Here is a 26,450-nt window from a genome sequence, read left to right as displayed (position 1 = left end):
CATCTCCCGGATCGACTCCGGACGGCTGGAGGTGCGCCGCCAGCCCGTCGACCTCGTCGCCGCCGTCCAGCGGCACGCGGACGGGCTGAACGTGCGGACCGTAGCCAGCACATTCAGCCCGTCCGGCGTTTGAGGACAAGCGGCGAAGCCGCTTTCGGGGTCCGGGGCAGAGCCCCGGTTTCGGGAAGGGGCGGGGCCGGGGAGAAAGACCCGCCCACCCTGGGACCAAGGTCCCGAAAGCTGCCCCCGCGGCAATCGCAACCGTCCGGCAACCAAGACCCATCCGGCCGCGCAACCGTCCCCCCACACTCTCGGAGCTGTCCCCAGCAAGGCCAGTCCGAGGAGCCCCATGTCCCGCCTCCCCGCCCGTAGCGTCGCCATCGTCCTCGGCACCCGCCCCGAGCTCGTCAAGCTCACCGACCTCGTCCGCCTCCTGGGCCCCGCTGCCCACCTGGTGCACACGGGTCAGCACTACGACGAGGAGCTGTCGGGCCGCTTCCTCACCGAGCTCGGGCTGCCGGAGCCGACCTTCCTGACGGGTATCGGCGGACAGCCCCGCGCCGTGCAGATATCCGCCGCGCTCGCCCAGCTCGACGGGCTGTTCACCGCCGAGCCGCCGCTGGCCGTCGTCGTCCAGGGCGACACCAACGCGGCCCTCGCCGGGGCACTCGCCGCGAACGCCCGCGCCATCCCGCTGCTGCACGTCGAGGCCGGGCTGCGCAGCCACGACCGGAACATGCCCGAGGAGCACAACCGCGTCCTCATCGACCGCATCGCCGACGTGCTGTGCGCGGCGACCGAGGACAACCGCGCCAACCTGCTCGCCGAGGGCGTCGAGGACGCGCGGATCGCGGTCACCGGCAACACGGTCGTGGAGGCCGTGCACGGGCAGCTCCCGGACGCCGCCGCGCGGACCGCGCTGCTGGCCCGGCACGGGCTGACCGAGGACGCGTACGTCCTCGCCACGGTCCACCGCCCCGAGAACACCGACTCCGCGGACGCCCTGCGCGCCATCCTCACCGAGCTGGGCGCCCTCGCGGACGGCATCCCGGTCGTCCTGCCGCTGCACCCGCGGACGCGGGCCCGTATCGAGGCCGCGGGCCTGACGGACCTGCTCGCCCCGCTGACGGTGAGCGCCCCGCTCGGCTACGGCGAGTTCCTCGCGCTGGCCCGGCACTCCGCGCTGCTGGTCTCCGACTCCGGCGGCATCCAGGAGGAGTGCACGGTGCTGGGACGTCCGCTGGTGGTCGTCCGGCGTTCCACGGAACGGCCCGAGGCGATGGCCGACTTCGCGGACCTCGTCTCCCCGGGTGCCGGGATCGGCACGGCGGCCCGCCGCCGGCTCGCCGAAGGCCCCGCCGGGCTGGCCCGACTGGCCGCCCTCCCCAGCCCCTTCGGTGACGGTCTCGCCTCCGAGCGCATCGTCTCCCTCCTGACGGCCGTCACGGCCCCGGCACGGATCGCGGCAGCGGCGTAACCCCAGCCCCCCGCCGGTCCACGCCCCCACGAGCACCCCGGAGCCCCTCCCCCATGTTCAACTCGCCCGTATTCCTGGCCTTTCCGTTCTTCCTCCTGCTCTGCTTCCTCCTCTACTGGGCGGGCGCGCGCCACGCGTACCTGCGCCGGCCCGAGGTCGAGAACGGCAGCCCGGACGACTTCGAGTGGCACTTCTTCGTGCCGTGCCGTGACGAGGAGGCCGTCGTCGGCACGACCGTCGACCGGCTGCGCGCGGACCACCCGAGCGCGCACGTGTGGGTCATCGACGACGACAGCGACGACCGCACCGGCGCCATCGTCGCGGAGCTCGGCGAGACGGACCGCCGCGTCCACCTCGTGCGCCGGCACCGCCCCAACGCGCGCCAGGGCAAGGGCGCGGCGCTCAACGCCGCGTACGACGAGCTGAACGAGTACCTGTCGGAGGACACCGACCGCGAGCGCGTCGTCGTCTGCGTCATCGACGCCGACGGCCAGCTGGACCCGCAGGCTCTCGCCCGTGTCAGCGGCCCGCAGGGCTTCGGCGACCCCGAGATCGGCGGGGTGCAGGTCAGCGTGCACATGCGCAACGCCGAGGACCCGCGCCCGCTCGCCGACCGCGGCCAGCTCCGCAACGCCTTCGCCCGGCTCCTGGTGCGGATGCAGGACATGGAGTTCTCCGTCTCCAACGCGGGCATGCAGCTGCTGCGCGGCCGTACCGGCTCCGTCGGCCTCGGCGGCAACGGCCAGTTCACCCGGCTCGCGTCCCTGGACCGGATCGCGGCCGCCGAGCGCCGCCCCTGGCAGCGCGGCGCGCTCCTGGAGGACTACGAGCTCGGCCTGCACATGATCCTCAACGGTGACCGCATAGCGCACATAGCCGACACCTGGGTCTCCCAGGAAGGGCTGCCGCACGGCCGCCGGTTCCTCACCCAGCGCACCCGTTGGGCGCAGGGCAACCTCCAGTGCGTCCGCTACGCGCCGCGCATCGTCTCCTCGCGCCACTACGGCGGCAAGGGCGTCCTGGAGACGCTGTACACCTTCCTGCAGCCAGTCGCCCATCTGGTCACGCTCGCCCTGTGCGCGGTCATGTTCGCCCTCCTGGGGCTGACCCTCGCCGAGGACGGCGCGGGCGAGGCGTTCGGCGGCATGCTCGCCCTGTGGCCGCTGGTGCTCGGGCTGGCCGTGGTCTCCGTGCTGCCGTTCGTGCTGTGGGGTCCGGTCTACCGCCGGGACCGCGCGCCGGGCCGGTCGCTGCTCGTCTCCCTGCTGTGGGGGCTGGCGCTGTGGATCTACGCGTACCACCTGTTCCCGGCGTCCGCCCGCGGCTTCGTCCGCATGCTGCGGGGCCGCAACGGCTGGGCGAAGACCCGCCGCAACGCGGAGATCGTGGCCTCCGGCCCCATCGCCGTGGAGAGCTGACCGGAACGGGCCGACCGGCCGACCATTAGCCCCCGCCAACTGAACAAACCATGAATTGGGCCACACTTGAGCCCCATGGGGCAACCTCCGCCCCTGTTCCGCCATCTGACCGCCGGGGAAAACACTGCCCGGAGCGGTTCCGGGTGGCGGAACAGGAGTGTTGTGCGGGTACCACAACTCAGCAATCGGATGCACTTGCTGCTGCTCACGGCATGGACCGTGCTGTGGTTCGCCGTGGTGGAGCCCAGCGGGGGCTTCTCCTGGCACTATCTGCGCACCGGCGGCGAGCTGCTCTACGACGGGGGCAACGGCACGGGCGGGCTCAACCTGTACGCCCACCACCCGGAGCTCCAGATGGGCCCCATCAGCTTCCTGGTGGCGGGCCTGTTCAACCCCTTCTCCGAGCACATGGGCCAGTTCCTGTCGGCGGCGTTCATGTCCGCCCTGGGACTGGTCATCGTGGTGCTCGCGGGCCGCAGCGCCGCCATGCACTTCCTGGGCACGGGCACCAACCACCAGCGGCTGCGGCAGCGCGTCCTCATCGCGGGCGCGGCGTTCATCCCCATGTGGATCGAGGTGTCCGTCCGCTTCGGGCACCTGGACGACGTGCTCGCGCTGTTCTTCACCGCGCTGGCCGTCTGGTTCCTGACGCGCTGCAACCCGGCCGCCGTGGGCGCCTGTCTCGCGCTGGCCATGGACTCCAAGCCGACCGCGCTGGCGTTCCTGCCGCTGATCCTCGCGCTGCCCAGGGACCGCTGGATGCGCGCGGTGCTGTGGTGCGTGGGCCTGGTCGCGGTCGCCTGGCTGCCGTTCTTCATCGTGGACCCGCACTCGTTCGCCGCCGCCAAGTTCACCATCCCCAACAACCCGGCGTCCGCGCTGCGCTGGCTGGGCGGCAACACCCCCGAGACGCCCAACTGGGCGCGCCCCGCGCAGGCCGCGCTCGGCCTGTCGCTCGGCGCGATCGCCGTATGGCGCGGCCGCTGGGCGGGCGTGGTGCTGCTGGGCGCGAACGCCCGCATCCTGCTCGACCCGAGCGTCTACACCTACTACACGGCGTCCGTGCTGCTGGGCACCCTGCTGTGGGACGTGTGCGGGCAGCGGCGCCTGGTCCCGTGGTGGAGCTGGATCGCGCTGATCGTGCTCTACGGCAGCGTCTTCGCGGTGCACGACGACTCGGCGCGCGGTCTGATCCGGCTGGTGTTCGTCGCGGTGTCGACGGTGTACGTCCTGTTCTGGCCGCAACGCAACCGCAAGAGCCACCGACGCCTCAACCGCGTGGAGGAGGAACCGGTGGAGGGCCCCTGGGGCCCCATGTGGGACCCGGGCCGTTCAAGGCCATGGGAGGCCAGAACCGTCCCGCAATCACCGTGGGACGGTCACTAAGCGGTACTTCACCCCCGCAGCAGCGGGGAACACCGGGCCTTCTCCTTGTCAGCGGCCGCAAGGTCCGGAACACCCCCGCTCACGCAGGGAGAGCCGCCGTTGTCAGTAGACCACGTCTCACTGACAACGGCGGCTCTCCCCGTTGCGATTCACCCCTGCGGGAGCGAGGACAACTGCGTGGTGATGCGCTCGATGTCGGCCTCGGCCGCCGCCTGACGCTGGCGGATCTTCTCCTTGACCGGCTCCGGCGCCTTGGCGAGGAACGCCTCGTTGCCGAGCTTGGCCTTGGCCTGCGAGAGTTCCTTCTCCGCCGCGGCCAAGTCCTTCGCCAGCCGCTTGCGCTCCGCCTCGAAGTCGATCGCACCCGAGAGGTCGAGGGCGACCGTCGCACCCGCGACCGGCAGCGTCGCCGTGGCGTGGAAGCCGTCCTCGGCGGGCTGCAGCCGCAGCAGCTGACGGATGGCGCCCTCGTGGGCGGCCAGGGTGGTGCCGCTCAGGTCGAGCTTCGCCGGGACCCGCTGGCCGGGCTGGAGTCCCTGGTCGGAGCGGAAGCGGCGGACCTCGGTGATGACCTGCTGGAGGTTCTCGATCTCCTGCTCGGCGGCGGCGTCACGGAAGCCGCTGTCGGCCGGCCAGTCGGCGATGACGACCGACTCCTTGCCGGTGAGCGTGGTCCACAGCGTCTCGGTGACGAAGGGGACCACCGGGTGCAGCAGGCGCAGCGTGACGTCGAGGACCTCGCCGAGGACCCGCGCGGAGACCTTGGCCGGCTCGCCGCCCGCCATGAAGGTGGTCTTGGACAGCTCGACGTACCAGTCGAAGACCTCGTCCCACGCGAAGTGGAAGAGGGTGTCCGACAGCTTGGCGAACTGGTAGTCGTCGTAGTACGCGTCGACCTCGGCGACCGTGGCGTTGAGGCGGGAGAGGATCCACCGGTCGGTGGCCGACATCTCCTCGGCCGACGGCAGGTCGCCCTCCACCGTCGCGCCGTTCATCATCGCGAAGCGGGTGGCGTTCCAGATCTTGTTGGCGAAGTTCCGGGAGCCCTGGACCCAGTCCTCGCCGATCGGCACGTCGACACCGGGGTTGGCGCCGCGGGCGAGGGTGAAGCGGACGGCGTCGGAGCCGTACTTGTCCATCCAGTCCAGCGGGTTGACCGCGTTGCCGAAGGACTTCGACATCTTCTTGCCGAACTGGTCGCGGACCATGCCGTGCAGGGCGATGGTGTGGAACGGCGGGGTGCCGTCCATCGCGTAGAGGCCGAACATCATCATCCGGACGACCCAGAAGAAGAGGATGTCGTAGCCGGTGACGAGGACGGAGTTCGGGTAGAACTTCTGGACGCTCTCGGTCTGCTCGGGCCAGCCGAGCGTGGAGAACGGCCACAGGCCGGAGGAGAACCAGGTGTCGAGGACGTCGGTCTCCTGGTGCCAGCCCTCGCCGGTGGGCGCCTCGTCGTCCGGGCCGACGCAGACCATCTCGCCGTCCGGGCCGTACCAGACGGGGATGCGGTGGCCCCACCACAGCTGGCGCGAGATGCACCAGTCGTGGAGGTTGTCGACCCAGTCGAAGTAGCGCTTCTCCATCTCCTGCGGGTGGATCTTGACCTGGCCGTCGCGGACGGCGTCGGCGGCGGCCTTGGCCAGCGGCGCGGTCTTCACCCACCACTGCATGGACTGGCGCGGCTCCAGCGTCGTCTTGCAGCGGGAGCAGTGGCCCACGGAGTGGGTGTACGGGCGCTTCTCGGCGACGATGCGGCCCTCGGCGCGCAGCGCGCCGACAATGGCGGAGCGGGCCTCGAAGCGGTCCAGGCCGAGGAACGGGCCGTGGACGGTGATCACGCCGTGCTCGTCGAGGACGGTCAGCGAGGGCAGGTCGTGCCGTCGGCCGATCTCGAAGTCGTTCGGGTCGTGGGCCGGGGTCACCTTGACGGCGCCGGTGCCGAACTCGGGGTCGACGTGCTCGTCGGCGACGACCGGGATGCGGCGGCCGGTGAGCGGCAGCTCGATCTCGGTGCCGACGAGGTGCTTGTAGCGCTCGTCCTCGGGGTGGACGGCCACGGCGGTGTCGCCGAGCATCGTCTCGGCGCGGGTCGTGGCGACGACGATCTCCGAGTCCCCGGAGCCGTAGCGGATGGAGACGAGCTCGCCGTCGTCGTCCTGGTACTCCACCTCGATGTCGGAGATCGCGGTGAGGCAGCGCGGGCACCAGTTGATGATGCGCTCGGCGCGGTAGATCAGCTCGTCGTCGTAGAGCTTCTTGAAGATCGTCTGGACGGCCTTGGAGAGGCCCTCGTCCATGGTGAAGCGCTCGCGGCTCCAGGCCACGCCGTCGCCGAGGCGGCGCATCTGGCCGGAGATCTGGCCGCCGGACTCCGCCTTCCACTGCCAGACGCGCTCGACGAACGCCTCGCGGCCGAGGTCGTGGCGGGACTTGCCCTCCTTGGCGAGCTCGCGCTCGACCACGTTCTGGGTGGCGATGCCGGCGTGGTCCATGCCGGGCTGCCACAGCACCTCGAAGCCCTGCATCCGCTTGCGCCGGGTGAGGGCGTCGATCAGCGTGTGCTCGAACGCGTGCCCGAGGTGCAGGGAGCCGGTGACGTTCGGCGGCGGGATGACGATGGTGTACGGCTCTTTGTCGCTCTTCGCGTCGGCCTCGAAGTAGCCCCGCTCTACCCAGCGCTCGTACAGCGGCCCCTCTACGTCGGCCGGCGCGTACTGGGTCGGCAGTTCGGGGTTGCTGTCGTTCGGCCCGCTGTCGGGGCGCTGAGTGTTCTCGGTCACGGGAGGAGTCTACGGGGGCGTGTGCGGGGGTTACGAATCCATTCCGGGCCCCGGGGCGGGGTCCGGCGGCACCGTCGGAAAGGATGACGCGGAACCGATCTTCCGCACTGTTCTTCCGCACTGTTTCTTCCACGACATGCAAAGGCGACGATGAGCCAGCACCAGCCGGGCCCGTACGGGGTGCCGCCACAGCAACCGAACCCCTACGGCCAGAACCCCTACGGTCAGGGCGGCACTCCCGGCCAGGGGTCCGGCTTCCCGCAGCAGCCGGGCGGCTGGGGGCCGCCGGGCCAGTACCCGCCGCCGATGCCGCCGGTGCCGCCGGTGCCGCCGAAGGGCGGCGGGGGCAAGGGCAAGGCGATCGGCATCGCCGTCGCGGCGCTCGTCGTGGTCGGGGCGATCGTGGGCGGCATCGTCGTCTTCACCGGGAGCGACACCGAAAGCGACAAGGGCGGCGGTCACAGCGCCAAGGCCGATGGCAGCGCCTCGCCCAGCACTCCGGAGACCACCCCGACGGCGAAGGCGAAGGCGCGCTACAAGCTCATCACCCCCGACACGCTCACGGACGGGTACAAGAAGGACGCGAGCGACCCCGGCGCCGGCTTCGACGCCAAGGCGCTGGACGAACTCAAGGGCTTCGGGATGACCGACCCGCAGAGCGTCACGGCCTCGTACAAGGCCGGCGAGGACAAGCGGGCGCAGAAGCTGCTCAGGTTCTCCGGCGCCTGGGGCGACTCGGTGCGGAGCCCCGAGGCCCTGGTGGACGGCCTGTTCAAGAGCGCGCAGGACGGGGCCGCGAAGGACACCGACCCCAGCTCGAAGGCCGCGTTCGAGGGCAGTCCGCAGCGGATGAATCCGGACGGGCTCGGTGACGCCGTGATGAAGTGCCAGATGACCAAGTGGAGCAACATCGGTTCGACCGGCAGGGCCATCAGGATGCCGCTGTGCGTCTGGGCCGACGGCAACACCGTCGGCACGGTGTTCGCCCTGGACACGTCGCTGATGGTGCGCGGCGAGGATCTCGGCCTCGACGAGGCCGCCACCCGGGTGGCGAAGCTCCGCGAGGGTGTGCGGGTGGCCGACGGGGGCTGATGCGGCAACTGTTCCAGAACTGTTGCCGCCCCGAGGTAAGGCTTGCGTAAGACGTCGGAGAGGATGACGGGCCTGCCACGAGCCATGGATCGAAAAGAGTCACGATGAGCTTCAACCAGCCGGGCCCCTACGGACAGCCGAACCCGAACCCGTACGGCCAGGGCGGAGCCCCCGGCCAGCCCGGCTACGGCTACCCGCAGCAGCCCCCCGCCCCGGCCTACGGCCAGCCCCCACAGCCAGGCCCGTACGGCCAGCAGCCACCGGCCCCGCCGTACGGTGCCCCGCAGCAGGGCGGTTGGGGCCAGCCCCAGCCGGGCCCGTACGGGCAGCAGCCGGGGATGCCGGGCCAGTACCCGCCGCCGATGCCGCCCCAGAGCGGCGGGGGCAAGGGGAAGGCAATCGGCATCACGATCGGTGCCTTGGTCGTGGTGGGCGCGATCGTGGGCGGCGTGCTCTTCTTCAAGAACGGCGGGGGCGGGAGCGACGGGAAGGTCGCGCCTTACACGATCGTGCTGCCGGATTCGCTGCTGGACGGGAAGTTCAACAAGCAGCAGACCCCGGGGACTGCTGGTTCCGAGAACCTTGCCGACGACGCCAAGGCAAAAGAGATGGGCATCACCAACAGCACCGGTGTCGCGGCGGCCTATAAGAACGCGGAGCAGCAGGCGTTGTCCGTGCGCGGCATCTACGGCGAAGTCGCCGACCCGCGCAAGACGGTCGACGCGATGTTCGCGCTCATGGACGAGAAGTCCAAGGCGACTGGAGCCACGGTCGAGACCGTCACTCCTGTCACGGAATTCCACCCGAGCGGTTTCGACGGCGCGGTGATGAAGTGCAAGACGCTCAAGAGCACCTACAGCATGGCCGGCATCACTGCCAACTCTGAGGGGTCGACGTGCGTTTGGGGTGACTCCAGCGCGATCGGTTTCGTCTCGCATTCGGTCACCAAGACCTCCGGCGGTATCACCGGCGGAGCCACCACCACGGCGACCGGCAACCCGATGTCGGCGAAGGAGCTGTCCGAGGCGGCGGCTAAGGTGCGTACCGAAGTCCGCAAGAACAAATAGCACTAAAGGGACCAGATGAGTGAGCATCAGCCGGAACAGCCCGTCCAGGGGGCACCACAGCTAGGCCCGTACGGCCAGCCCGGTCTGATGCCCGTGCCGTACCCGCCGCCGATACCGCCGCACCGCGGCGGCAAGGGCAGGGCGATAGCCATCGCGGCGGGCGCGGTCGTGGTGGTGGGCGCGCTCGTGGGTGGCGCGCTCTTCTTCACGATGGGCGAGGACGACAAGGCGTCCTACGCGATCGAGATGCCGCAGACACTGCTCGACGGGCAGTACAAGAAGGAAAAGGAAGAGGGCGGCGGCGAGTCCAAGGGCGACCCGTTCAGCGCCAAGGACCGCGCCGACATGAGGAAGTACGGCATCGAGGCCGCCGGCAACGGCTCCGATGCCTCCTACGCGAACTCCGACCGGCAGAGGCTTGCCGTCATCGCGATGAGCGGTCGCATTCCCGATCCCAAGAAGACCCTCGACGCGATGTTCGACGAGATGACGAAGAGCAAGGACGACACCCTGGGCGAGCGGGGGGCCAGGACCGAGACCGTCACCCGCCCCACCGAATTCCACCCGGACGGACTCGACGGCGCCGTACTGAAGTGCAAGTCCGACCGGACGCCCGTGGATTTCGGATCGGCCACCGGGATACCCCCTCTCGAGAGCAGCATGTGCCTCTGGGTCGACGGCAGCACGCTCGGCATGGTCATGAGCGACAACATGAACGGCCTCACCGGCAAGAAGGCCGTCAAGGCGATGTCCGCAGCGGAACTCGCCGAGGCGACGGCCAAGGTCCGCGGCGAAGTGCGCAAGAAGAAGTAACCGCCCCTCTCCTCGCCCCGGGCCCGCCGGAACGGTGTGAAATCCTGAGCATTCCGCCGGCGTGGCCCGCGAGGGCCCGCCCGGGTTTCCTCACTGGAGCTTTCCCGGCTTTGAGCCGAGTTCCTTGAGGGGGGAACCCAGATGAGCCACGCCCAACCCGGCCCGTACGGGAGCGCGCAGCCTCCGCAGCCGCCCATGCCGCCGAACCCGTACGGGCAGCCGAACCCCTACGGGCAGCAGCCCCCGTACGGCCAGCCCGGCCCGTACGGGCAGCAGCCGTACCCCGACATGCCCGCCCCGTACCCGCCCCCGATACCCCCGCAGCGCGGGGGCAAGGGCAAGGCGATCGGCATCGCGGTCGCCGCGCTCGTCGTGGTCGGGGCGATCATCGGCGGCATCACCGTGCTGATGAAGAGCAACAGCCCCTCCTCCGTCGCGGACGACGGCAAGCGCTACAAGCTCACAACACCCGAGACGGTCCTCACGGACTACAAGAAGGACCCCAGCTTCCGCGACCCGGACATCTTCAACAACCCGGAGGCGCGCAAAGAGCTCCGCATCATGGGCGTCGCCAACCCGGAGTCCGACGCCGCGGCGTACAAGACCGAGGGTTCGATCGCCGATCGGAAAGTGATGCGCTTCATCGGCGTCTGGGGCCAGGTCAAGAAGCCCGAGAACGTCGTGGACAGCATGTTCAAGAGCATGAACAAGGCCGCGCAGGACAGCGACTCCAAGAACTCGCTCGAAGGCACCCCGCAGACCGTCACACCCGCCGGCTTCGACAACGGCGTGATGAAGTGCCAGTACGAGCACATGGGCAAGCACAGCGCCAGCGGCGCGCCCATCATCTATCCGCTCTGCGTCTGGGCGGACCACAGCACGGTCGGCACCGTCTTCGTGGGCGACGCGAAGCGGTCGGCCGCGGGCGCGAAGATCCCCTTCGACGAGGCGGCGGAGATCGTGGCGAAACTGCGCTCCGAGGTCCGCGTCGAGCTCAAGAAGTGACCCCCAGGGCCGGGATCATCTCCCCCACCGGCCAGCCGAGTTGAACGCCTGCACCTTCGCGCTCAGCAACTCGGCGTCGGTGGCAGTCCGAACGGCGTCCCGGTGCGCCTCCCACTCCTTGCCACGGACGAGCGACCGCAGCCGCAGCCAGCTCCCGTCCCGGCCGACGACCTGACCGACCTTCCCCTCCACCTTGTCCATGACGAACGTCCCGGCTTCCGGGACCACTTCGTGCTCCTGCGCGCAGCAGTCGCACGAGCGCAGGCGGGAGCCGGGCTTGATGTCGATCCCGTGGGCGGTGGCCCACAGGTAGACGCCGCAGGCGGCGGGTTCCTGCACGATCGGTTCCGCCAGGACCACGGCGGGCGCGGCGGCGGGCGGCGCCACGGGGGCAGGCGCGGGCGTCCGCGCTACCCGTACCTTGGCGAACCACCGAGAGATAAAGTGACGCATGTCGACGCTCCTTATCTGGGTACAGCGTTGACCACGCCCCGGGGCCGACACCAACGGCCGCCGGGGTCTCTTGTGGCTCGGGAGCCTACATTAGATCTCTATAGCACGCTTAAGATCCTAAGGAACCGAATAAATCTGTGCATTGCAGCGAAACGTACGGAGCACGTAGCGTTCTGATGTGATCGAATTCGCTCCTGACATCCCACGCTGGCGCCAAGTGGCCGAGGTGATCCGACAGCGCATCCAGGACGGCACGTACCCGCCCCGATCACGCGTCCCGTCCGTCCTGCAGCTCACCGAAGAGTTCGGCATCGCCAGCATGACGGCCCACAAAGTGCACCGCGCGCTGCGCGCCGAAGGCCTGATCTACACCGAGCCCGGCCTCGGCTCGTTCGTCTCGAAGGAACTGCCGACCGAGGCAACGGAGCACCCGGACAAGCGCTGACATCGCCCGGCACTACAGCGGCGCCCCATCGGACCGCAAGAGAAAGCCGCCGGCGCCATGGGGCGACTCCGGCGGCGAAAGGTGAGGTCAGCAGTCGTCGCTGCCGCCCTGCCAGTCCAGGTTGTCGGCGGACATCCAGCCGACTTCGTTGGTGGTGCCCGCGACGCGGCCGTAGAACCAGAGATGGTTGTAGTCGTTATAGGTGTGGCACCAGATCCAGATCTCGGTCCCGTAGGAGACGCTGTCCCAGGTGTCGCACGCCGCGTACGGCCCGGACTTGAGGTTGTACGTGCCCTTCATGAAGCCCCAGGAACTGCCGGGCGTGTGATGGGTGTGGCGGTGATCGCAGTTGACCGAGATCTTTGTGGAGCCGGCCGAGTCGGCCGCGTTCGCCGTGGAAGCCCCCACGAACGTACCGCTCACCGACAGCACTGCCACGGCCAGAGAGGCCAGTTGACGTCTGAGCACGATCTGTCTCCTTCCCTCGGCCTGGGCGGAGTGCCGTAGGCCGGCGGACCAAAGGAACGCAGTGCTCTCCTTGCTGCCCGGCAGCCAAGCAGCACGATGTTGGAGTGTCAACTCCCCTGCGGAGCACAGGGTTTGTGTGTCGCCCTTGAGGCAGGTGGGCGCCGGGGCCGCCACCTCCGGCGCCCCTGCCGCATCGTGCGTTGAACCAGTCAACTGCCTGATCGCCGACAGCGACCACCAGCGTGAGCGTTCCCGCCGCCCGGCCGACGAGGACCTCCGATCGGGCCACCTAGACACTCTGCTATCTATATGCTGGGATATATGGATGAGCAATGGGTGATCGAGGTCGAGCCAGAGGTCCGGCAGTGGCTGGATACCCTGTCCGACCGCGACTACCTCCAGGCCGAACACGCGGCTGAACGTCTGCTGAACGCACCCACCGCGCTGTCCGAGCCCTACGCCCGCCACTTGGGCGACGGGCTGCGCGAGCTGCGATTCATGGTCGGGCATGACAGCAACGCCATACGCCTGACCTACTGGCTCGCGCCCGGCCGCCGGATCGTTTTCCTGACGGTCTTCCGTAAAACGAGGATGCGTGAGGAAGCCGAAGTGGAGAGAGCCAAGCAGGCCCGCAAGGCGTGCGAGGCCGCACACGAAGCGGCCCATGATGAGTTCAGCCGCGACATCACGAAGGGAGATCTCTGATGAGCCACGCACGCTGGAAGCTCGCCCGCGAGCGGAAAATCGCTCAAGGCGGCACCGAGCCGCCGGAGGTCGAGGCCGTCCGCACAGAGATCCGTATGGCCTTCGATCTCGGGCAAGCTGTCCACGACCGGCGCGTCGAGCTCGGCATCTCCCAGGTCGAACTGGCCCGGCGGGCACAAATGACTCAGCCGCAGATTTCCAAACTTGAACTCGGCGGGACCGTGCCGACACTGCCCTTGCTCGCGCGGCTCGCGAAGGCGCTCGACGCGTCGCTGAACATCGCCCTGGACGGAGACACGTCCTCCGTCGTCTTCACACCACACGCCGCCTGAGTCAAAAGCGTAGAGGGGATGCCCTGCCGATCAAGCCTGGCACTCCCTCTACCCGTACGACAAGCGTTCCACCACGTCGCCATTGTTCACGCATGGCAGGAAAAGACGGGGCGCCCAGTGCAACACACTGGGCGCCCCGTCTCCGTAAAACCGAGCGGCTACGCGCTCTTCTCGTGCCGTTCGTCCTTGCCCACGATGCGCGGCTCGCGCGGGACCAGGGTCGGGTTGACGTTCGAGTGGACGACGTCCTCCGTGATGACGACGCGGGCGACGTCCTTGCGGGACGGGACCTCGTACATCACGGACATCAGGACTTCCTCCATGATGGCCCGCAGACCGCGCGCGCCGGTGCCGCGCAGGATGGCCTGGTCGGCGATGGCCTCCAGGGCCGGGCGGTCGAACTCCAGCTCCACACCGTCGAGTTCGAACAGCCGCTGGTACTGCTTCACCAGGGCGTTGCGCGGCTCGACCAGGATCTGGAGGAGCGCCTCGCGGTCGAGGTTGTGGACGGAGGTGATCACGGGGAGGCGGCCGATGAATTCGGGGATCATGCCGAACTTCACCAGGTCCTCGGGCATGACCTCCTGGAACTGGTCGCTCGCCTCGATCTCGCGCTTGGAGCGGATCGTCGCGCCGAAGCCGATGCCCTTGGCGCCCGCGCGCGACTCGATGATCTTCTCCAGGCCGGAGAAGGCGCCGCCGACGATGAACAGGACGTTCGTCGTGTCGATCTGGATGAACTCCTGGTGCGGGTGCTTCCGGCCGCCCTGGGGCGGGACGGAGGCCGTCGTGCCCTCCAGGATCTTCAGCAGGGCCTGCTGGACGCCCTCGCCCGAGACATCGCGTGTGATCGACGGATTTTCGCTCTTCCGGGCGACCTTGTCGATCTCGTCGATGTAGATGATGCCGGTCTCGGCCTTCTTGACGTCGTAGTCGGCGGCCTGGATCAGCTTCAGCAGGATGTTCTCGACATCCTCGCCGACATAGCCGGCCTCCGTCAGCGCGGTGGCGTCGGCGATGGCGAACGGGACGTTCAGCATGCGGGCGAGCGTCTGCGCGAGGAGGGTCTTGCCCGAGCCCGTGGGGCCGAGGAGCAGGATGTTGGACTTGGCGAGCTCGATGCCGTCGTCGCGGTTGTGGCCGCCGGTCTCACCGGCCTGCACCCGCTTGTAGTGGTTGTAGACGGCGACGGAGAGGGCCTTCTTGGCCGCCTCCTGACCCACCACATAGCCCTCGAGGAACTCGTAGATCTCACGGGGCTTGGGAAGCTCCTCCCAGCGCACCTCGGAGGTCTCCGCGAGCTCTTCCTCGATGATCTCGTTGCAGAGGTCGATGCACTCGTCGCAGATGTACACACCAGGCCCCGCGATGAGCTTCTTCACCTGCTTCTGGCTCTTCCCGCAGAACGAGCACTTGAGCAGATCGCCGCCGTCACCGATGCGTGCCACGAGGTGCTTCCCCTTCGCCTGGGATCCGCCTTGCTCTGCGAACCCGAGTGCTTGCCTATCGACGGTACCTTGCCGGGCCCCCCGAGCGGGCCCCCCTTGGCCCTACTCGGTCCAAGGGGGTTGCCGGCGGCACGGTGACAGAACCGAAAACGGTCAGACCGAAACGGACGTCTTGCGCGTGGAGACGATCTGGTCCACCAGACCGTACGCCAGCAGCTCGTCGGCGGTGAGGATCTTGTCGCGCTCGATGTCCTCACGGATCTGCTCGATCGGCGTGGTGGAGTGCTTGGCCAGCATCTCCTCCAGCTGGGCGCGCATCCGGAGGATCTCGTTGGCGGCGATCTCCAGGTCGGAGACCTGACCGCGGCCGGTCTCGCTGTACGGCTGGTGGATCAGGACGCGGGCGTTCGGCAGCGCCATGCGCTTGCCCGGCGTACCGGCGGCGAGCAGCACGGCCGCGGCGGAGGCCGCCTGGCCCATGCACACCGTCTGGATGTCCGGCTTCACGAACTGCATCGTGTCGTAGATCGCGGTCAGCGCGGTGAAGGAGCCGCCCGGCGAGTTGATGTAGATCGAGATGTCGCGGTCCGGGTCCATCGACTCCAGGCACAGCAGCTGCGCCATGACGTCGTTGGCGGAGGCGTCGTCGATCTGCACGCCGAGGAAGATCACGCGCTCCTCGAAGAGCTTCGCGTACGGGTCGTACTCGCGCACGCCCTGCGAGGTGCGCTCGACGAAGCGCGGGACGATGTAGCGGGAGTCGGCCTGGGGGCCGGTGTAGAGGCCGCTGCCGGCGTTGTTGTTCATGTTCACCATCCTGGTGGCGTTCTGGGGGCCGGGGAGTTCGCGCTTGCGTGGGTGCGCCGGGGGGATCAGGCCCCGGTGCCGCCCCCGCCCGGAACGCCTGCGGCGGTGCTCATCACATCGTCGATGAGGCCGTACTCCTTGGCCTCCTCGGCGGAGAACCAGCGGTCGCGGTCGGAGTCCTTGGTGATCTGCTCGACGCTCTGGCCGGTGTGGAAGGCGGTCAGCTCCGCCATCCGCTTCTTCGTGTACAGCAGCCGCTCGGCGTGGATCTTGATGTCCGTGGCGGAGCCCGCCAGGCCCGCGGAGGGCTGGTGGATCAGGATCTCGGCGTTGGGCAGCGCGAAGCGCTTGCCGGGCGTACCGGCGCTCAGCAGGAACTGGCCCATCGAGGCGGCGAGGCCCATGGCGATGGTGACCACGTCGTTCTTGATGTACTGCATGGTGTCGTAGATCGCCATGCCGGCCGTGATCGAGCCACCCGGGCTGTTGATGTAGAGGTAGATGTCCTTGTCCGGGTCCGCGGCAAGGAGGAGCAGCTGCGCCGTGATCTTGTTGGCGATGTCATCGTCGACCGGCTGGCCGAGGAAGATGATCCGTTCCCCGAGCAGCCGGTTGTAGACCTGGTCGCCGAGGCCACCGAAGCTCGGCTCGCCGGCGGCGGCGGAAGGCATCAGATTCGTCACGTATCCACCTGCTCGTTGTTCGACGGCCCCGCGAGCCGTCTCAGCGTTCTTTTCAAGGGATGGGGTTCGGGCGCGTCGTCCGGGCTTCCGCGCCGCGCTTCCGGGACTCCCCTGCCCTCGTATCTACGGACCCTAACGCGCTGGTAGGCGGGTGCCATCCCGCATCAGGAACTGTTCGCTCTGAGCGCAGGTTCCCCGGGGTCCGCGGACGGGCACGGGCCCGGTCGCGACACCCTGCTGGGGTGCCGCGACCGGGCCCGTGCGCTGTCGTTGCTACGAGGCTACGAATTGCCACGCGTTGCCACGAGTGCCACGCGTCGACGAGGGGGAGGCTCAGGCCTCGGTGCCCTCGGCGGCCTCGACGACCTCGGTGGCGGCCTCGACCGTCTCGGCGGTCTCGTCCTCGTCGTCCAGGTCGACGACCTCGCCGTTGGAGTCCTTGACCGTGGCGGACTCGACGACGGTCGCGAGGGCCTTGCCGCGGGCGACCTCACCGACGAGCATCGGCACCTGGCCACCCTCGACGACGGCCTGGGCGAACTGGTCGGGGCTCATGCCGGAGGACTGGGCACGGCGCATGAGGTGCTCGGTGAGCTCCTCCTGGCCGACCGACAGCTTCTCCTTGTTGACGATCTCGTCCAGGATGAACTGGGTCTTGATGCCCTTCTCCGCCTGCTCCTTGAGCTCGGCGTCGAACTCCTCGGCGGTCTTGCCCTGGATCTCCAGGTACTTCGCCAGGTCCAGACCCATCTGGCCGAGCTGGTGGTGCTCGAGGTTGTGCTTGCGGGTGTTGACCTCGTCCTCGAGCAGCTTCTCGGGCATCGGGACCTCGACCAGCTTGATCAGCTCGTCGAGAACCTTCTCCTGGGCCTGGGTGGCCTGCTCGAACTTCTTCATCTGGGCGAGGCGCTTGCGGCTGTCCGCACGCAGCTCCTCCAGCGTGTCGAACTCGCTCGCCAGCTGGGCGAACTCGTCGTCGAGCGCGGGGAGTTCACGGGCCTTGACGGCGGTGACGTCGACCTTGATCTCCGCCTCCTTGCCCTCGGCGGAGCCGCCCTTCAGCTCGGAGGCGAAGGTGGCGGAGGCGCCGGCCTCCAGGCCGGTCACGGCCTCGTCGATGCCGTCCAGCAGCTGGCCGGAACCGATGGTGTAGTCGACACCCTCGGCGACGCCGTCCTCGAGGACCTCGCCGTCGACCTTGGCCTCCAGGTTGACGGTGACGATGTCACCCTCGGCGGCGGCGCGCTCGACCGGGGAGGTGGTGGCGAAGCGGTCGCGCAGCTGCTCGACGGACTTCTCCACGTCCTCGTCGGAGACCTCGACGGCGTCGACGGTGACCTCGATGCCGGAGTAGTCCGGGATCTCCAGGGTCGGGCGGACGTCGACCTCGGCGGTGAAGGAGAGCAGCTCGCCGTCCTTCAGCTCCGTGATGTCGACCTCGGGCTGGCCCAGCGGGTTGAGGTCGGCCTCGTTGACCGCCTCGGTGTAGAACTTCGGAAGCGCGTCGTTGACGGCCTCCTCCAGCACCGCACCGCGGCCGAACCGCTGGTCGATGACACGGGCCGGGATCTTGCCCTGACGGAAGCCCTTCACCGTGACCTGCTGGTTGATCTTCTTGTACGCCGCGTCGAGGCTGGCCTTGAGCTCCTCGAAGGGCACCTCAACAGTGAGCCGAACCCGAGTCGGGTTCAGGGTCTCCACGGCGCTCTTCACGGTTCGGTCTCCTTGGGGCTGACTTCTGGGATTCTGCTGATGTCCAGCGGATTCGCGCCCGGGATAGAGACACACGGGCACGCAGCTTGCATAGTAACCGCAAGCAGTACGGGCCCCACAATGTGATCTTGACTGGTCGGGGTGGCCGGATTCGAACCGACGACCTTCCGCTCCCAAAGCGGACGCGCTACCAAGCTGCGCCACACCCCGTCGGTGCGAGACGTAGGGTACATGCCCGCGGGGGTTCCGGCTGCCGATTACCGGCTGATCGGTGAACACCACCCCGGGGTGTGCGACACGGCGCCCGGACCCGCTACGATGCACAGCGTGCCGCACCACCTTCTCGGTGCTTCATCTTCTTGGTGATGGCGGCGCATGCGGGCGTAGCTCAATGGTAGAGCCCCAGTCTTCCAAACTGGCTACGCGGGTTCGATTCCCGTCGCCCGCTCCACCAACGCCTCCGGCTCCGGCCGGAGGCGTTTTTTGTCGTGCCAGAACGTGCCAGGTCGTGCCGGGACGTGCGGCATCAGAACGCGCCGCGTCAGAATTTGATGTTGCTTATGGTCTGCGTCAGCGAGTCCAGGAACCGCTGGATCGACGGTGCCATGCCCGTGGACGCGAGGAAGAAGCCGAAGAGGATCGCGACGAGCGCCGGCCCGCCCTTGATGTTGCCCGCGCGGATCATCACCACCAGCACGATCGCCAGGAGCAGCACCACTGACAGCGAAACGGTGGTCATAACTGATCACACCCTCGGTCGGAATCGCCCGGTCTGCCCGGAGGTCGTACTGCCCCGCAGACCCCTCATGACAACCATCGTGCCATCAACTGGCCTGCCGTTGTGGGCCAGTGACGTTTCATCGGTGGATCGTCCAGAAAGCTGCAGGGCGAGGATATCGGCCGACTTGGCGGATACCGTGCAGGTTCGGGGCGAATAACTCGATGGGCTCAATAGCCGGAACGGGGTTTTACCGGCTCCCGGTCGCGCCGCTAGGGTGCCTCGGATGTCCCCCGCCGCCATACCGCCGTCCCGTACCGCGGACCTCGCCCCGTCGTCCGCACGGGCGGACGCGCCCGCCACGGCGCGGCGCGACCCGTTCTTCGACAACGCGAAGTACCTGGCGATCGTCCTGGTCGCCCTGGGGCACGCGTGGGAGCCGCTGACGCACGGCGGGCGCGCCGCGACGGCGCTGTACCTGACCGTGTACGCCTTCCACATGCCCGCGTTCATCGTGATCTCCGGCTACTTCTCACGGGGCTTCGACATGAGCCCCGCGAAGGTCAAGCGGCTGATCACGGGGGTCGCCGTGCCGTATGTGATCTTCCAGGTCGCGTACACGTACTTCCAGCACTGGGCGGACAGGGGCACTCCGCCGGACCCGCTGTCGCTGCTGAACCCCTGGTACCTCAACTGGTTCCTGGCCGCGCTGTTCATCTGGCGGCTGACCACGCCGATCTGGAAGCTGATCCGCTGGCCCGTCCCAGTGGCGTTCGCGATCGCGATCGTGGCCGCGCTGACGCCGGGGATCGGGGTCGATTTCGATCTTCAGCGGGTGCTGCAGTTCCTGCCGTTCTTCGTGCTCGGTCTGCATATGAAGGCCGAACACTTCCATCTGGTGCGGCGGCGCTGGGTGCGGATCGCGGCGGTTCCGGTGTTCGCGGGAGCGATCGCGTTCGCGTACTGGGCGGCGCCGCGGATGAACAGCTCGTGGTTCTACCACAACGCCGCCGTCCAGGACCTGCACGCGCCGCTGTGGTCCGCGCCGGTGATGACGCTGGCGATGTCCGGCTGCGCGGCGGTGCTCACCGCGTGCTTCTTCGCCTGGGTCCCGCGCCGCGCGGTGTGGTTCACGACACTGGGCGCGGGGACCCTGTACGGCTATCTGCTGCACGGCTTCCTGATCAAGTTCTCCCGCTGGTGGGACTGGTACGACGCGTACGCCTGGATCCGCGAGCCGGTGGGCGGGGTCGTGGTGACGCTGATCGCGGTCGCGGTGATGACGGCGCTGTGCACCCCGCCGGTGCGGCGGGTGTTCCGCTTCGCGATGGAGCCGCGGATGGAGTGGGCCTTCCGCAAGCGGTGAGGCGTCCGGGGCGCCCCGTCACTCCCCCGGTCCGGACTCCTCCAGTCCGAGGAGGGCGCGCATGCGCGCGTACTTCAGCCGGAGCCGTTCGCGGGTGGCGGGGTCGAGCGCGGCGGCCCGCGCCGGGTCGGAGTTGTGGGCCAGGTCCGCGGCCTTGACCAGCAGCGCTCCCGGGGTGGCGAGGACGCGGGCCGCGTACGCCTCGGGGGGCTCGCCGGGGCGCTTGGTCAGCGCCAGGACGATGTCCTTGGTCCGCCGGTCGAGATCGGCGTGTTCCAGCCATTCCCGGGTGACGGCGCCGTCCTCCACGGAGTCGTGGAGCCACGCGGCGGCGATCTGGTGATCGTCGCCGCCGTTGTGTGTGACGTGTGCCGCGACGGCGGCGAGGTGTTCCGCGTACGGACGTCCGGCCTTGTCCTTCTGGGCGGCGTGGGCGTGCCGGGCGAATTCCTCGACGGTGGTCAGGGGCATGGGCATGGACGTCTCGTCTCCTCACGTCCGGCAGATCAGGAGCAGAGCCCGGTCGTCGTTGACGTCCTTGGCCACCGCTTCGATGAGGTGCCAGGCCGCGCCCTGGAAGCCCGCCGACACATAGCGGTCGGCCTCGCCGGTGAGGCGGTCCATGCCCTCGGTCAGGTCGCGGTCGGCCGTCTCGACCAGGCCGTCGGTGAAGAGCATCAGGACGTCGCCGGGTGACAGCGTGCCCTTTATCGGGTCGAACTCGGCGCCGTCGTAGACCCCGAGGAGCGGGCCCTCGGCGGCCTTCTCCTCCCAGCGGCCGGTGCCCGCGCTGAGCTGGAGGCCCGGCAGGTGGCCCGCCGAGAACATCTCGTAGTCGCCGCTGTCCAGGTCGAGGACGAGGTGGACGGAGGTCGCGAAGCCCTCGTCCCAGTCCTGCCGGAGCAGATAGCCGTTGGCGGCGGGCAGGAAGTCGTGCGGCGGCAGCGAGCCCAGCAGCCCGCCGAAGGCGCCGGAGAGCAGGAGGGCGCGCGAGGCAGCGTCCATGCCCTTGCCGGAGACGTCGGTCAGCACGATCTCCAGGGTGCGGCCGCCGTTGGTGCGGGCGGCGACCACGAAGTCGCCGGAGAAGGACTGGCCGCCCGCGGGCCGGAGCGCCATCTCCCGGTGCCAGCCGCGCGGCAGTTTGGGCAGCTTGCTCTGGACGCGGATACGTTCGCGCAGGTCGAAGAGCATGGTGCCGCCGCGCCGCCAGGGCACGCCGACGCGGCTGCGGAACTGGGCGATGAGCAGCCCGAAGAAGCCCACCGCGGCGACGACGAGGATGGTGCCGGGGGTGACCCGGTCGGACGCCCCGTGCGCGCCGGAGTCCAGCACCGCGGACTCCACGATGAGGGCCACGGCGGACGCCGCGTAGAGGGCGAGCAGGCTGGCGGGGCGCAGCAGCAGGCCGCCCGCGACGATGGGCAGGACGAGCGCGGAGGGCGCGCACCACTCGGGCAGCGCGATGGTGCCGCAGGCGAGGGCGGGGACGGCGAGCAGCAGGGCGATGAGGGCGATCCAGTCGGAGCCGTCGCCGCGGAAGTAGTCGACCCCGGCTTTGCGCATGCTCGTGCGGGCCCGGTGCAGTGCTTTGCGCATCCGGGCCGTCGGGGTCTCCGCACCGCCAGTCATTGCATCGTGACCTTATCCACCCATTCGGCGGTGCGTCGACTCACGCCGCGCCGAGACGGTCTCCACTACGGGCCCTGCGGAGCTGCGGCAAGCCCTGAGACGCACCGAGTCGCACGGATGGGCACGTTATGCGAAATTCGTTCGCCCGCAAGGTAATCCGCTGCTAGGCATGGGGTCATGACGACAGAGTTGCGAGTACTGCGACCGGCGGAATGGGACCAGTGGTACGGCATGCTGGAGCTGGCGTTCGGCGGTGCCCCCGAGGCGCCCGAGGAACGTGCGCTGTGGCGTGAGCTGACGCTGGCCGACCGGTCGATCGCCGCGTGGGACGGCGATGAAGTGGTGGGTACCGCGGGGGCGTTCGACTTCAGGATGACGGTGCCGGGCGGCGTCACGGTGCCCGCGGCCGGGGTGACGATGGTGGGCGTGCGGCCGACGCACCGGCGGCGCGGGATGCTGCGGGGCATGATGCGGCGCCAGTTGGACGACGTACGGGCCTGGGGGCAGGCCATCGCGGTGCTGACGGCCTCGGAGCCGGACATCTACGGGCGGTTCGGCTACGGCGCGGCGACGCACATGGTGCAGGCCCGCATCGACACGACGCGGGTGACGGTGTCGCTGCCGGACGGCGCGGAGGGCGTGCGGCTCCGCTTGTCGAAGCCCGAGGAGGCGCGCGACGTCTGCGAGGCGGTGTACGCGCGCCGGGTGGCCACCCGGCCGGCGATGCTGGAGCGCGGGCCCGGCTGGTCGGCGGTGCCGCTGCTGGACCCGCCGTCCCGCCGCGACGGGAGCTCGCCGCTGCAGTGCGTGCTCGCCGAGGCGGACGGCCGGACCGTGGGCTACGCGCGGTACTTCGCGCAGACCCGGTTCGACGAGACCGGTGCGCACGGCACGGTGCTGCTGCGGGACGTCGAGGCGCTCACCCCGGCCGCGTACGCCGTGCTGTGGCGCTACCTGTTCGAGCTGGACCTGACGACGGAGCTGGTGGCCAGGAACCGGCCGTCGGACGACCCGCTGTGGCAGCTCGTCGACAACGTCCGGCTCTGCCGTCTGGTGTCGGGCGACTCGTTGTACCTGCGGCTGGTGGACGTGGGGGCGGCACTGGCGGCCCGTACGTACCAGGCGCCGGTGGACGTGGTGTTCGAGGTCGCCGACGACTTCTGCCCCTGGAACGCGGGGCGCTGGCGGCTGACGGGCGACGCCAAGGGCGCGTCCTGCGAGCGCACCCTGGACGCCGCCGATCTGGCCCTGTCCGTACGGGAGCTGGGCTCGGCGTACCTGGGCGGCATCTCGCTGATGTCCCTGGCCGGCGCGGGCCGGGTGCGGGAGCTGCGGGAGGGCGCGCTGGCGGAGGCCTCGGTGGCCTTCGGCAGCCCGCTCGCGCCCTGGCTGCCGCACGGCTTCTGACGGGGGGTCAGCGAGGCTGGCAGACGGGGCACCAGAAGAGGTTGCGGGCGGCGAGACCCGCGGTACGGATCTCGCCGCCGCAGATGTGGCAGGGCTGCTGCGCCCGGCGGTAGACGTAGACCTCGCCGCCGTGGTCGTCCACGCGCGGCGGGCGGCCCATGGCCTCGGGGGTGTGTTCGGGACAGACGGTGTCGATCCGGTTGTTCCGCACGCCCTCGCGCATCAGGCCGGCCAGGTCCGACCAGATCGCGTCCCACTCGGCGCGGGTGAGGTCGCGGCCGGGGCGGTAGGGGTCGATGCCGTGCCGGAAGAGGACCTCGGCGCGGTAGACGTTGCCGACGCCCGCGATCACCTTCTGGTCCATGAGCAGGGCGGCGACGCTGGTCCGGCTGCGGCTGACGCGCGCCCAGGCCGCCTCGCCGTCGTCCGCCGCGCGCAGCGGGTCCGGTCCGAGCCGGTCGTGTATCGCCTGCTTCTCGCCGTCGGTGATGAGGGCGCAGGTGGTGGGGCCGCGCAGGTCCGCGTACGCGTCGGCGGTCGCGAGCCGCAGCCGCACGGTCCCGGTGGGCGGGGGGACGGGGGCGCCGCCGAAGGTGTACTTGCCGAAGAGGCCGAGGTGGATGTGGATCCAGCCGGTTTCGCCGAAGCCGAGGAAGAGGTGTTTGCCGTGGGCTTCGGTGGTGGTGAGCTCCTGGCCGTCCAGGAGGGCGGCGCTGTCGGCGAACTTGCCCTGCGGGCTGGTCGCCCGGACCTTGTGGTTGCCGAACCGTTCGGCGTGGTCCTGGGCCAGCCTGTGGATCGTGTGCCCTTCGGGCAAGGTGCTTCTCCTGCGGGGTGCGGTCGGGCTGGGTGCGGGCCGTTGCCGCCTGCGGCGGGAGCGGCCTGCGGCCGCGTCCTCAAACTCCCCCAGCTACCGCTGGGAGGTACCCCCAGGACGGGCTGGATTGTGCGGACGTAGTCCGCAGCCTGCGGGCCGCAGGCCGAAGAGCCACGGTCCGCGAAATCCAGCCCGTCCGGCGTTTGAGGACAACGCGGCGAAGCCGTGTTGCGGGGTCCGGGGCGGAGCCCCGGGGTGGGGTCAGCCCTGCTGGGGGTGGTGGGCGGGGATCGGGGGGAGTTCGCCGGTCTGCTCGTAGTGGGAGAGCATCTCGATGCGGCGGGTGTGCCGCGCCTCGCCGGAGTACGGCGTCGCCAGGAAGATCTCGACGAACTTCGTCGCCTCCTCCTGCGTGTGCATCCGCCCGCCGATGCTGATCACATTGGCGTCGTTGTGCTCGCGCCCGAGCGCGGCCGTCTGCTCGCTCCAGGCCAGGGCGGCCCGTACGCCCTTGACCTTGTTCGCGGCGATCTGCTCGCCGTTCCCGGAGCCGCCGATCACGATGCCGAGACTGTCCGCGTCCGCGGCGGTCCGCTCCGCGGCACGGAGGCAGAACGGCGGGTAGTCGTCCTGGGCGTCATAGATGTGCGGACCGCAGTCGACGGGCTCGTGGCCGTGGGCCGTGAGCCACTCGACGAGGTGGTTCTTGAGTTCGTAGCCGGCATGGTCGGAGCCGAGGTACACGCGCATGCGACCGAGTGTGGCACGACTCGGGACCGGACTCCGCTCCAGGTCCCCGGATCACAACGATACGGATTCGACTCTTCCCGATCACACCTTCGAAAAGTTCTAATGCGGGAACTCGTAACCCGAGAACCGTAAGGAACGTGCAATGAGCGCCATACCGCCGACCATGACAAAGGCGTCGACCGCCGGCGATCCCGGTCAGACGTCCGCGTCGGCCCAGGACGGCCTCAAGGCCGGTCTCAAGAACCGTCACCTCTCGATGATCGCCATCGGCGGTGTGATCGGCGCGGGCCTCTTCGTGGGCTCCTCGTCCGGCATCGCCGCGGCCGGTCCCGGCATCCTGATCTCCTACGCGCTGGTCGGCGCGATGGTGGTCTTCGTGATGCGGATGCTCGGGGAGATGGCCGCCGCCAATCCGACCTCCGGCTCGTTCTCCGCCTACGCGGACCGGGCGCTCGGGCGCTGGGCGGGCTTCTCGATCGGCTGGCTGTACTGGTTCTTCTGGGTGGTGGTGCTGGCGGTCGAGGCGACCGCCGGTGCCAAGATCCTGGAGGGCTGGATCCCGGCCGTGCCGCAGTGGGCCTGGGCGCTGATCGTCATGGTGCTGCTGACCGTGACCAACCTGGGGTCGGTCGCCTCGTACGGCGAGTTCGAGTTCTGGTTCGCCGGGATCAAGGTCGTGGCGATCGCGGCGTTCGTCGTCATCGGCGCGCTGGCCGTCTTCGGGGTGCTGCCGGGCTCGCACAGCGACACGGCGGGGATCTCCAACCTCACCTCGCACGGCGGTTTCCTGCCGAACGGGCCGGGGGCGATCCTCACCGGTGTGCTGATGGTCGTCTTCTCCTTCATGGGCAGCGAGATCGTCACCCTGGCCGCCGGTGAGTCCGAGGACCCGCAGCGCGCGGTCACCAAGGCCACCAACAGCGTCATCTGGCGCATCGGCGTCTTCTACCTGGGTTCGATCTTCGTGGTGGTGTCCCTGCTGCCCTGGGACTCCAAGGAGATCGCCGAGAAGGGCAGCTATGTCGCGGCCCTCGACTCGATCGGCATCCCGCACGCGGGCCAGGTCATGAACGTCATCGTGCTGACCGCCGTGCTGTCCTGCCTCAACTCGGGCCTCTACACCGCCTCCCGCATGGCGTTCTCGCTCGGCCGGCGCGGCGACGCGCCGCGGGTCTTCGCCAAGGTCGGCACGAGCGGTGTGCCGCGGATCGCGATCCTCGGGTCGGTCGTCTTCGGCTTCGTCTCGGTGATCTTCAACTATGTGTGGCCCGACACGGTCTTCAAGTTCCTGCTGAACTCCTCGGGCGCCATCGCCCTCTTCGTCTGGCTGGTCATCTGCGTCACCCAGCTGAAGATGCGCGGCATCATCCTGCGCGAGGCGCCGGAGAAGCTGGTCGTGCGGATGTGGCTGTTCCCGTATCTGACCTGGGCGACCATCGGCATGATCACCTTCGTCCTCGGCTACATGCTGTACGACGGCGGCGACAACCGTGAGCAGGTCCTGCTCTCCACGCTCCTCGGCGTGATCGTCGTGGTCATCGGCCTCGTCCTGAACCGCCGCAAGAGCGCGGCCGTCGAGCAGGCCGAGCAGGTCGAGCAGGCCGAGCGGTAGGCCGGAGGAAGCACGTACGGGCCGGGCCCGCGCCCCTGACATGTCTCAGGGGC

At 69.3% G+C, this 26,450-nt stretch carries 25 protein-coding genes and 2 tRNA genes; 14 read left to right on the top strand and 13 right to left on the bottom strand.

Annotated features, from left to right (window positions below):
• The first annotated feature begins 349 nt into the window (after positions 1 to 349).
• From wecB to ACWD4A_RS30180, 3 genes are all read left to right on the top strand, one after another.
• Positions 350 to 1,477: a non-hydrolyzing UDP-N-acetylglucosamine 2-epimerase gene (wecB, locus tag ACWD4A_RS30190; RefSeq protein ID WP_451198769.1), complete on the top strand. Its 1,128-nt coding sequence runs from the start codon at positions 350 to 352 to the stop codon at positions 1,475 to 1,477.
• Between the two features lie 53 nt (positions 1,478 to 1,530).
• Positions 1,531 to 2,895, top strand: coding sequence for a glycosyltransferase (locus tag ACWD4A_RS30185; RefSeq protein WP_451198767.1), 1,365 nt, complete (start codon positions 1,531 to 1,533; stop codon positions 2,893 to 2,895).
• 189 nt (positions 2,896 to 3,084) lie between these two features.
• Entirely contained in the window at positions 3,085 to 4,281 is a 1,197-nt protein-coding gene (locus ACWD4A_RS30180) for a hypothetical protein (RefSeq protein ID WP_451198773.1), read from the top strand.
• A 149-nt stretch (positions 4,282 to 4,430) separates the two neighbouring features.
• Here the strand turns inward: ACWD4A_RS30180 and ACWD4A_RS30175 are convergent, their stop codons facing one another.
• Entirely contained in the window at positions 4,431 to 7,064 is a 2,634-nt protein-coding gene (locus ACWD4A_RS30175) for a valine--tRNA ligase (protein ID WP_451198765.1), read from the bottom strand.
• 150 nt (positions 7,065 to 7,214) lie between these two features.
• Here ACWD4A_RS30175 and ACWD4A_RS30170 point away from each other — a divergent pair, with 150 nt between their 5' ends.
• The 4 genes from ACWD4A_RS30170 (at position 7,215) to ACWD4A_RS30155 (ending at position 11,041) form a co-directional block, all read left to right on the top strand.
• The gene (locus ACWD4A_RS30170) at positions 7,215 to 8,156 is read left to right on the top strand and encodes a hypothetical protein (protein WP_451198763.1); all 942 of its coding nucleotides are present in this window, start codon (positions 7,215 to 7,217) and stop codon (positions 8,154 to 8,156) included.
• Positions 8,157 to 8,260: 104 nt separating this feature from the next.
• Entirely contained in the window at positions 8,261 to 9,223 is a 963-nt protein-coding gene (locus tag ACWD4A_RS30165) for a proline-rich domain-containing protein (RefSeq protein ID WP_451198761.1), read from the top strand.
• A 15-nt stretch (positions 9,224 to 9,238) separates the two neighbouring features.
• Positions 9,239 to 10,036, top strand: coding sequence for a hypothetical protein (locus tag ACWD4A_RS30160; RefSeq protein ID WP_451198760.1), 798 nt, complete (start codon positions 9,239 to 9,241; stop codon positions 10,034 to 10,036).
• Between the two features lie 141 nt (positions 10,037 to 10,177).
• A complete protein-coding gene (locus ACWD4A_RS30155) occupies positions 10,178 to 11,041 on the top strand; it encodes a hypothetical protein (protein WP_451198758.1) in 864 nt (287 codons plus the stop codon).
• Positions 11,042 to 11,056: 15 nt separating this feature from the next.
• Here the strand turns inward: ACWD4A_RS30155 and ACWD4A_RS30150 are convergent, their stop codons facing one another.
• The gene (locus ACWD4A_RS30150; protein ID WP_451198757.1) at positions 11,057 to 11,494 is read right to left on the bottom strand and encodes a hypothetical protein; all 438 of its coding nucleotides are present in this window, start codon (positions 11,492 to 11,494) and stop codon (positions 11,057 to 11,059) included.
• 217 nt (positions 11,495 to 11,711) lie between these two features.
• Here ACWD4A_RS30150 and ACWD4A_RS30145 point away from each other — a divergent pair, with 217 nt between their 5' ends.
• Positions 11,712 to 11,939 (top strand): winged helix-turn-helix domain-containing protein, encoded by a 228-nt coding sequence (locus tag ACWD4A_RS30145; protein ID WP_451198756.1) that lies wholly within the window; start codon positions 11,712 to 11,714, stop codon positions 11,937 to 11,939.
• Positions 11,940 to 12,026: 87 nt separating this feature from the next.
• Here the strand turns inward: ACWD4A_RS30145 and ACWD4A_RS30140 are convergent, their stop codons facing one another.
• The gene (locus ACWD4A_RS30140) at positions 12,027 to 12,407 is read right to left on the bottom strand and encodes a hypothetical protein (protein ID WP_451198754.1); all 381 of its coding nucleotides are present in this window, start codon (positions 12,405 to 12,407) and stop codon (positions 12,027 to 12,029) included.
• Positions 12,408 to 12,728: 321 nt separating this feature from the next.
• Here ACWD4A_RS30140 and ACWD4A_RS30135 point away from each other — a divergent pair, with 321 nt between their 5' ends.
• Both ACWD4A_RS30135 and ACWD4A_RS30130 read left to right on the top strand, forming a co-directional pair.
• Positions 12,729 to 13,112: a type II toxin-antitoxin system RelE/ParE family toxin gene (locus ACWD4A_RS30135; protein WP_451198753.1), complete on the top strand. Its 384-nt coding sequence runs from the start codon at positions 12,729 to 12,731 to the stop codon at positions 13,110 to 13,112.
• Positions 13,112 to 13,444, top strand: coding sequence for a helix-turn-helix transcriptional regulator (locus ACWD4A_RS30130; protein WP_451198752.1), 333 nt, complete (start codon positions 13,112 to 13,114; stop codon positions 13,442 to 13,444). The genes ACWD4A_RS30135 and ACWD4A_RS30130 overlap by 1 nt, the downstream gene beginning before the upstream one ends.
• A 158-nt stretch (positions 13,445 to 13,602) precedes the next feature.
• Here ACWD4A_RS30130 and clpX read toward each other — a convergent pair whose 3' ends face one another.
• From clpX to ACWD4A_RS30105, 5 genes are all read right to left on the bottom strand, one after another.
• Complete coding sequence (gene clpX, locus ACWD4A_RS30125) at positions 13,603 to 14,892, bottom strand: ATP-dependent Clp protease ATP-binding subunit ClpX (RefSeq protein ID WP_451198751.1); 1,290 nt, start codon at positions 14,890 to 14,892, stop codon at positions 13,603 to 13,605.
• 153 nt (positions 14,893 to 15,045) lie between these two features.
• Complete coding sequence (locus ACWD4A_RS30120) at positions 15,046 to 15,699, bottom strand: ATP-dependent Clp protease proteolytic subunit (RefSeq protein WP_451198750.1); 654 nt, start codon at positions 15,697 to 15,699, stop codon at positions 15,046 to 15,048.
• 65 nt (positions 15,700 to 15,764) lie between these two features.
• Positions 15,765 to 16,370 carry an ATP-dependent Clp protease proteolytic subunit gene (locus ACWD4A_RS30115; RefSeq protein WP_451198772.1) on the bottom strand — a complete coding sequence of 202 codons (606 nt, stop codon included), beginning with the start codon at positions 16,368 to 16,370 and terminating at the stop codon, positions 15,765 to 15,767.
• A gap of 345 nt (positions 16,371 to 16,715) precedes the next feature.
• Positions 16,716 to 18,095 carry a trigger factor gene (gene tig, locus ACWD4A_RS30110; RefSeq protein ID WP_451198749.1) on the bottom strand — a complete coding sequence of 460 codons (1,380 nt, stop codon included), beginning with the start codon at positions 18,093 to 18,095 and terminating at the stop codon, positions 16,716 to 16,718.
• Positions 18,096 to 18,228: 133 nt separating this feature from the next.
• A tRNA-Pro gene (locus ACWD4A_RS30105) sits at positions 18,229 to 18,305 on the bottom strand.
• Between the two features lie 167 nt (positions 18,306 to 18,472).
• On the opposite strand from ACWD4A_RS30105, the gene ACWD4A_RS30100 reads away from it, so the two are divergent.
• Positions 18,473 to 18,546: transfer RNA gene (locus tag ACWD4A_RS30100), tRNA-Gly, on the top strand.
• 90 nt (positions 18,547 to 18,636) lie between these two features.
• On the opposite strand, the gene ACWD4A_RS30095 is transcribed toward ACWD4A_RS30100, so the two are convergent.
• A complete protein-coding gene (locus tag ACWD4A_RS30095; RefSeq protein WP_451198748.1) occupies positions 18,637 to 18,834 on the bottom strand; it encodes a hypothetical protein in 198 nt (65 codons plus the stop codon).
• 265 nt (positions 18,835 to 19,099) lie between these two features.
• On the opposite strand from ACWD4A_RS30095, the gene ACWD4A_RS30090 reads away from it, so the two are divergent.
• Complete coding sequence (locus ACWD4A_RS30090; protein ID WP_451198747.1) at positions 19,100 to 20,179, top strand: acyltransferase family protein; 1,080 nt, start codon at positions 19,100 to 19,102, stop codon at positions 20,177 to 20,179.
• 18 nt (positions 20,180 to 20,197) lie between these two features.
• Here the strand turns inward: ACWD4A_RS30090 and ACWD4A_RS30085 are convergent, their stop codons facing one another.
• Positions 20,198 to 20,650, bottom strand: coding sequence for an HD domain-containing protein (locus tag ACWD4A_RS30085; protein ID WP_451198771.1), 453 nt, complete (start codon positions 20,648 to 20,650; stop codon positions 20,198 to 20,200).
• A 21-nt stretch (positions 20,651 to 20,671) separates the two neighbouring features.
• Positions 20,672 to 21,811: a PP2C family protein-serine/threonine phosphatase gene (locus tag ACWD4A_RS30080; RefSeq protein ID WP_451198746.1), complete on the bottom strand. Its 1,140-nt coding sequence runs from the start codon at positions 21,809 to 21,811 to the stop codon at positions 20,672 to 20,674.
• Between the two features lie 177 nt (positions 21,812 to 21,988).
• Between ACWD4A_RS30080 and ACWD4A_RS30075 the strand changes: the two genes are divergently transcribed.
• Entirely contained in the window at positions 21,989 to 23,218 is a 1,230-nt protein-coding gene (locus ACWD4A_RS30075; RefSeq protein WP_451198744.1) for a GNAT family N-acetyltransferase, read from the top strand.
• A 7-nt stretch (positions 23,219 to 23,225) separates the two neighbouring features.
• On the opposite strand, the gene ACWD4A_RS30070 is transcribed toward ACWD4A_RS30075, so the two are convergent.
• Complete coding sequence (locus ACWD4A_RS30070; protein WP_451198743.1) at positions 23,226 to 24,035, bottom strand: Fpg/Nei family DNA glycosylase; 810 nt, start codon at positions 24,033 to 24,035, stop codon at positions 23,226 to 23,228.
• Positions 24,036 to 24,296: 261 nt separating this feature from the next.
• Positions 24,297 to 24,785, bottom strand: a complete 489-nt coding sequence (locus ACWD4A_RS30065; RefSeq protein WP_451198742.1) for a ribose-5-phosphate isomerase — start codon at positions 24,783 to 24,785, stop codon at positions 24,297 to 24,299.
• Between the two features lie 142 nt (positions 24,786 to 24,927).
• On the opposite strand from ACWD4A_RS30065, the gene ACWD4A_RS30060 reads away from it, so the two are divergent.
• Positions 24,928 to 26,397, top strand: a complete 1,470-nt coding sequence (locus ACWD4A_RS30060; protein ID WP_451198741.1) for an amino acid permease — start codon at positions 24,928 to 24,930, stop codon at positions 26,395 to 26,397.
• Positions 26,398 to 26,450: the final 53 nt, after the last annotated feature.

This window comes from Streptomyces sp. NPDC002537, from assembly GCF_053594975.1.
Note: the sequence above shows the minus strand (reverse complement) of the source record. Positions and strands in the feature narration are given on the sequence as shown.

Bases quoted from the DNA above. Each gene is read 5' to 3' on its own strand.
- ACWD4A_RS30165 (WP_451198761.1), top strand. From the start codon at position 8,261: ATGAGCTTCAACCAGCCGGGCCCCTACGGACAGCCGAACCCGAACCCG.
- ACWD4A_RS30120 (WP_451198750.1), bottom strand. From the start codon at position 15,699: ATGAACAACAACGCCGGCAGCGGCCTCTACACCGGCCCCCAGGCCGAC.
- ACWD4A_RS30160 (WP_451198760.1), top strand. From the start codon at position 9,239: ATGAGTGAGCATCAGCCGGAACAGCCCGTCCAGGGGGCACCACAGCTA.
- ACWD4A_RS30115 (WP_451198772.1), bottom strand. From the start codon at position 16,370: ATGCCTTCCGCCGCCGCCGGCGAGCCGAGCTTCGGTGGCCTCGGCGAC.
- ACWD4A_RS30085 (WP_451198771.1), bottom strand. From the start codon at position 20,650: ATGCCCCTGACCACCGTCGAGGAATTCGCCCGGCACGCCCACGCCGCC.
- ACWD4A_RS30080 (WP_451198746.1), bottom strand. From the start codon at position 21,811: ATGACTGGCGGTGCGGAGACCCCGACGGCCCGGATGCGCAAAGCACTG.
- ACWD4A_RS30090 (WP_451198747.1), top strand. From the start codon at position 19,100: ATGTCCCCCGCCGCCATACCGCCGTCCCGTACCGCGGACCTCGCCCCG.
- ACWD4A_RS30155 (WP_451198758.1), top strand. From the start codon at position 10,178: ATGAGCCACGCCCAACCCGGCCCGTACGGGAGCGCGCAGCCTCCGCAG.
- ACWD4A_RS30150 (WP_451198757.1), bottom strand. From the start codon at position 11,494: ATGCGTCACTTTATCTCTCGGTGGTTCGCCAAGGTACGGGTAGCGCGG.
- ACWD4A_RS30135 (WP_451198753.1), top strand. From the start codon at position 12,729: ATGGATGAGCAATGGGTGATCGAGGTCGAGCCAGAGGTCCGGCAGTGG.
- ACWD4A_RS30170 (WP_451198763.1), top strand. From the start codon at position 7,215: ATGAGCCAGCACCAGCCGGGCCCGTACGGGGTGCCGCCACAGCAACCG.
- ACWD4A_RS30075 (WP_451198744.1), top strand. From the start codon at position 21,989: ATGACGACAGAGTTGCGAGTACTGCGACCGGCGGAATGGGACCAGTGG.
- ACWD4A_RS30180 (WP_451198773.1), top strand. From the start codon at position 3,085: ATGCACTTGCTGCTGCTCACGGCATGGACCGTGCTGTGGTTCGCCGTG.
- ACWD4A_RS30060 (WP_451198741.1), top strand. From the start codon at position 24,928: ATGAGCGCCATACCGCCGACCATGACAAAGGCGTCGACCGCCGGCGAT.
- ACWD4A_RS30130 (WP_451198752.1), top strand. From the start codon at position 13,112: ATGAGCCACGCACGCTGGAAGCTCGCCCGCGAGCGGAAAATCGCTCAA.
- ACWD4A_RS30095 (WP_451198748.1), bottom strand. From the start codon at position 18,834: ATGACCACCGTTTCGCTGTCAGTGGTGCTGCTCCTGGCGATCGTGCTG.
- wecB (WP_451198769.1), top strand. From the start codon at position 350: ATGTCCCGCCTCCCCGCCCGTAGCGTCGCCATCGTCCTCGGCACCCGC.
- ACWD4A_RS30065 (WP_451198742.1), bottom strand. From the start codon at position 24,785: ATGCGCGTGTACCTCGGCTCCGACCATGCCGGCTACGAACTCAAGAAC.
- ACWD4A_RS30185 (WP_451198767.1), top strand. From the start codon at position 1,531: ATGTTCAACTCGCCCGTATTCCTGGCCTTTCCGTTCTTCCTCCTGCTC.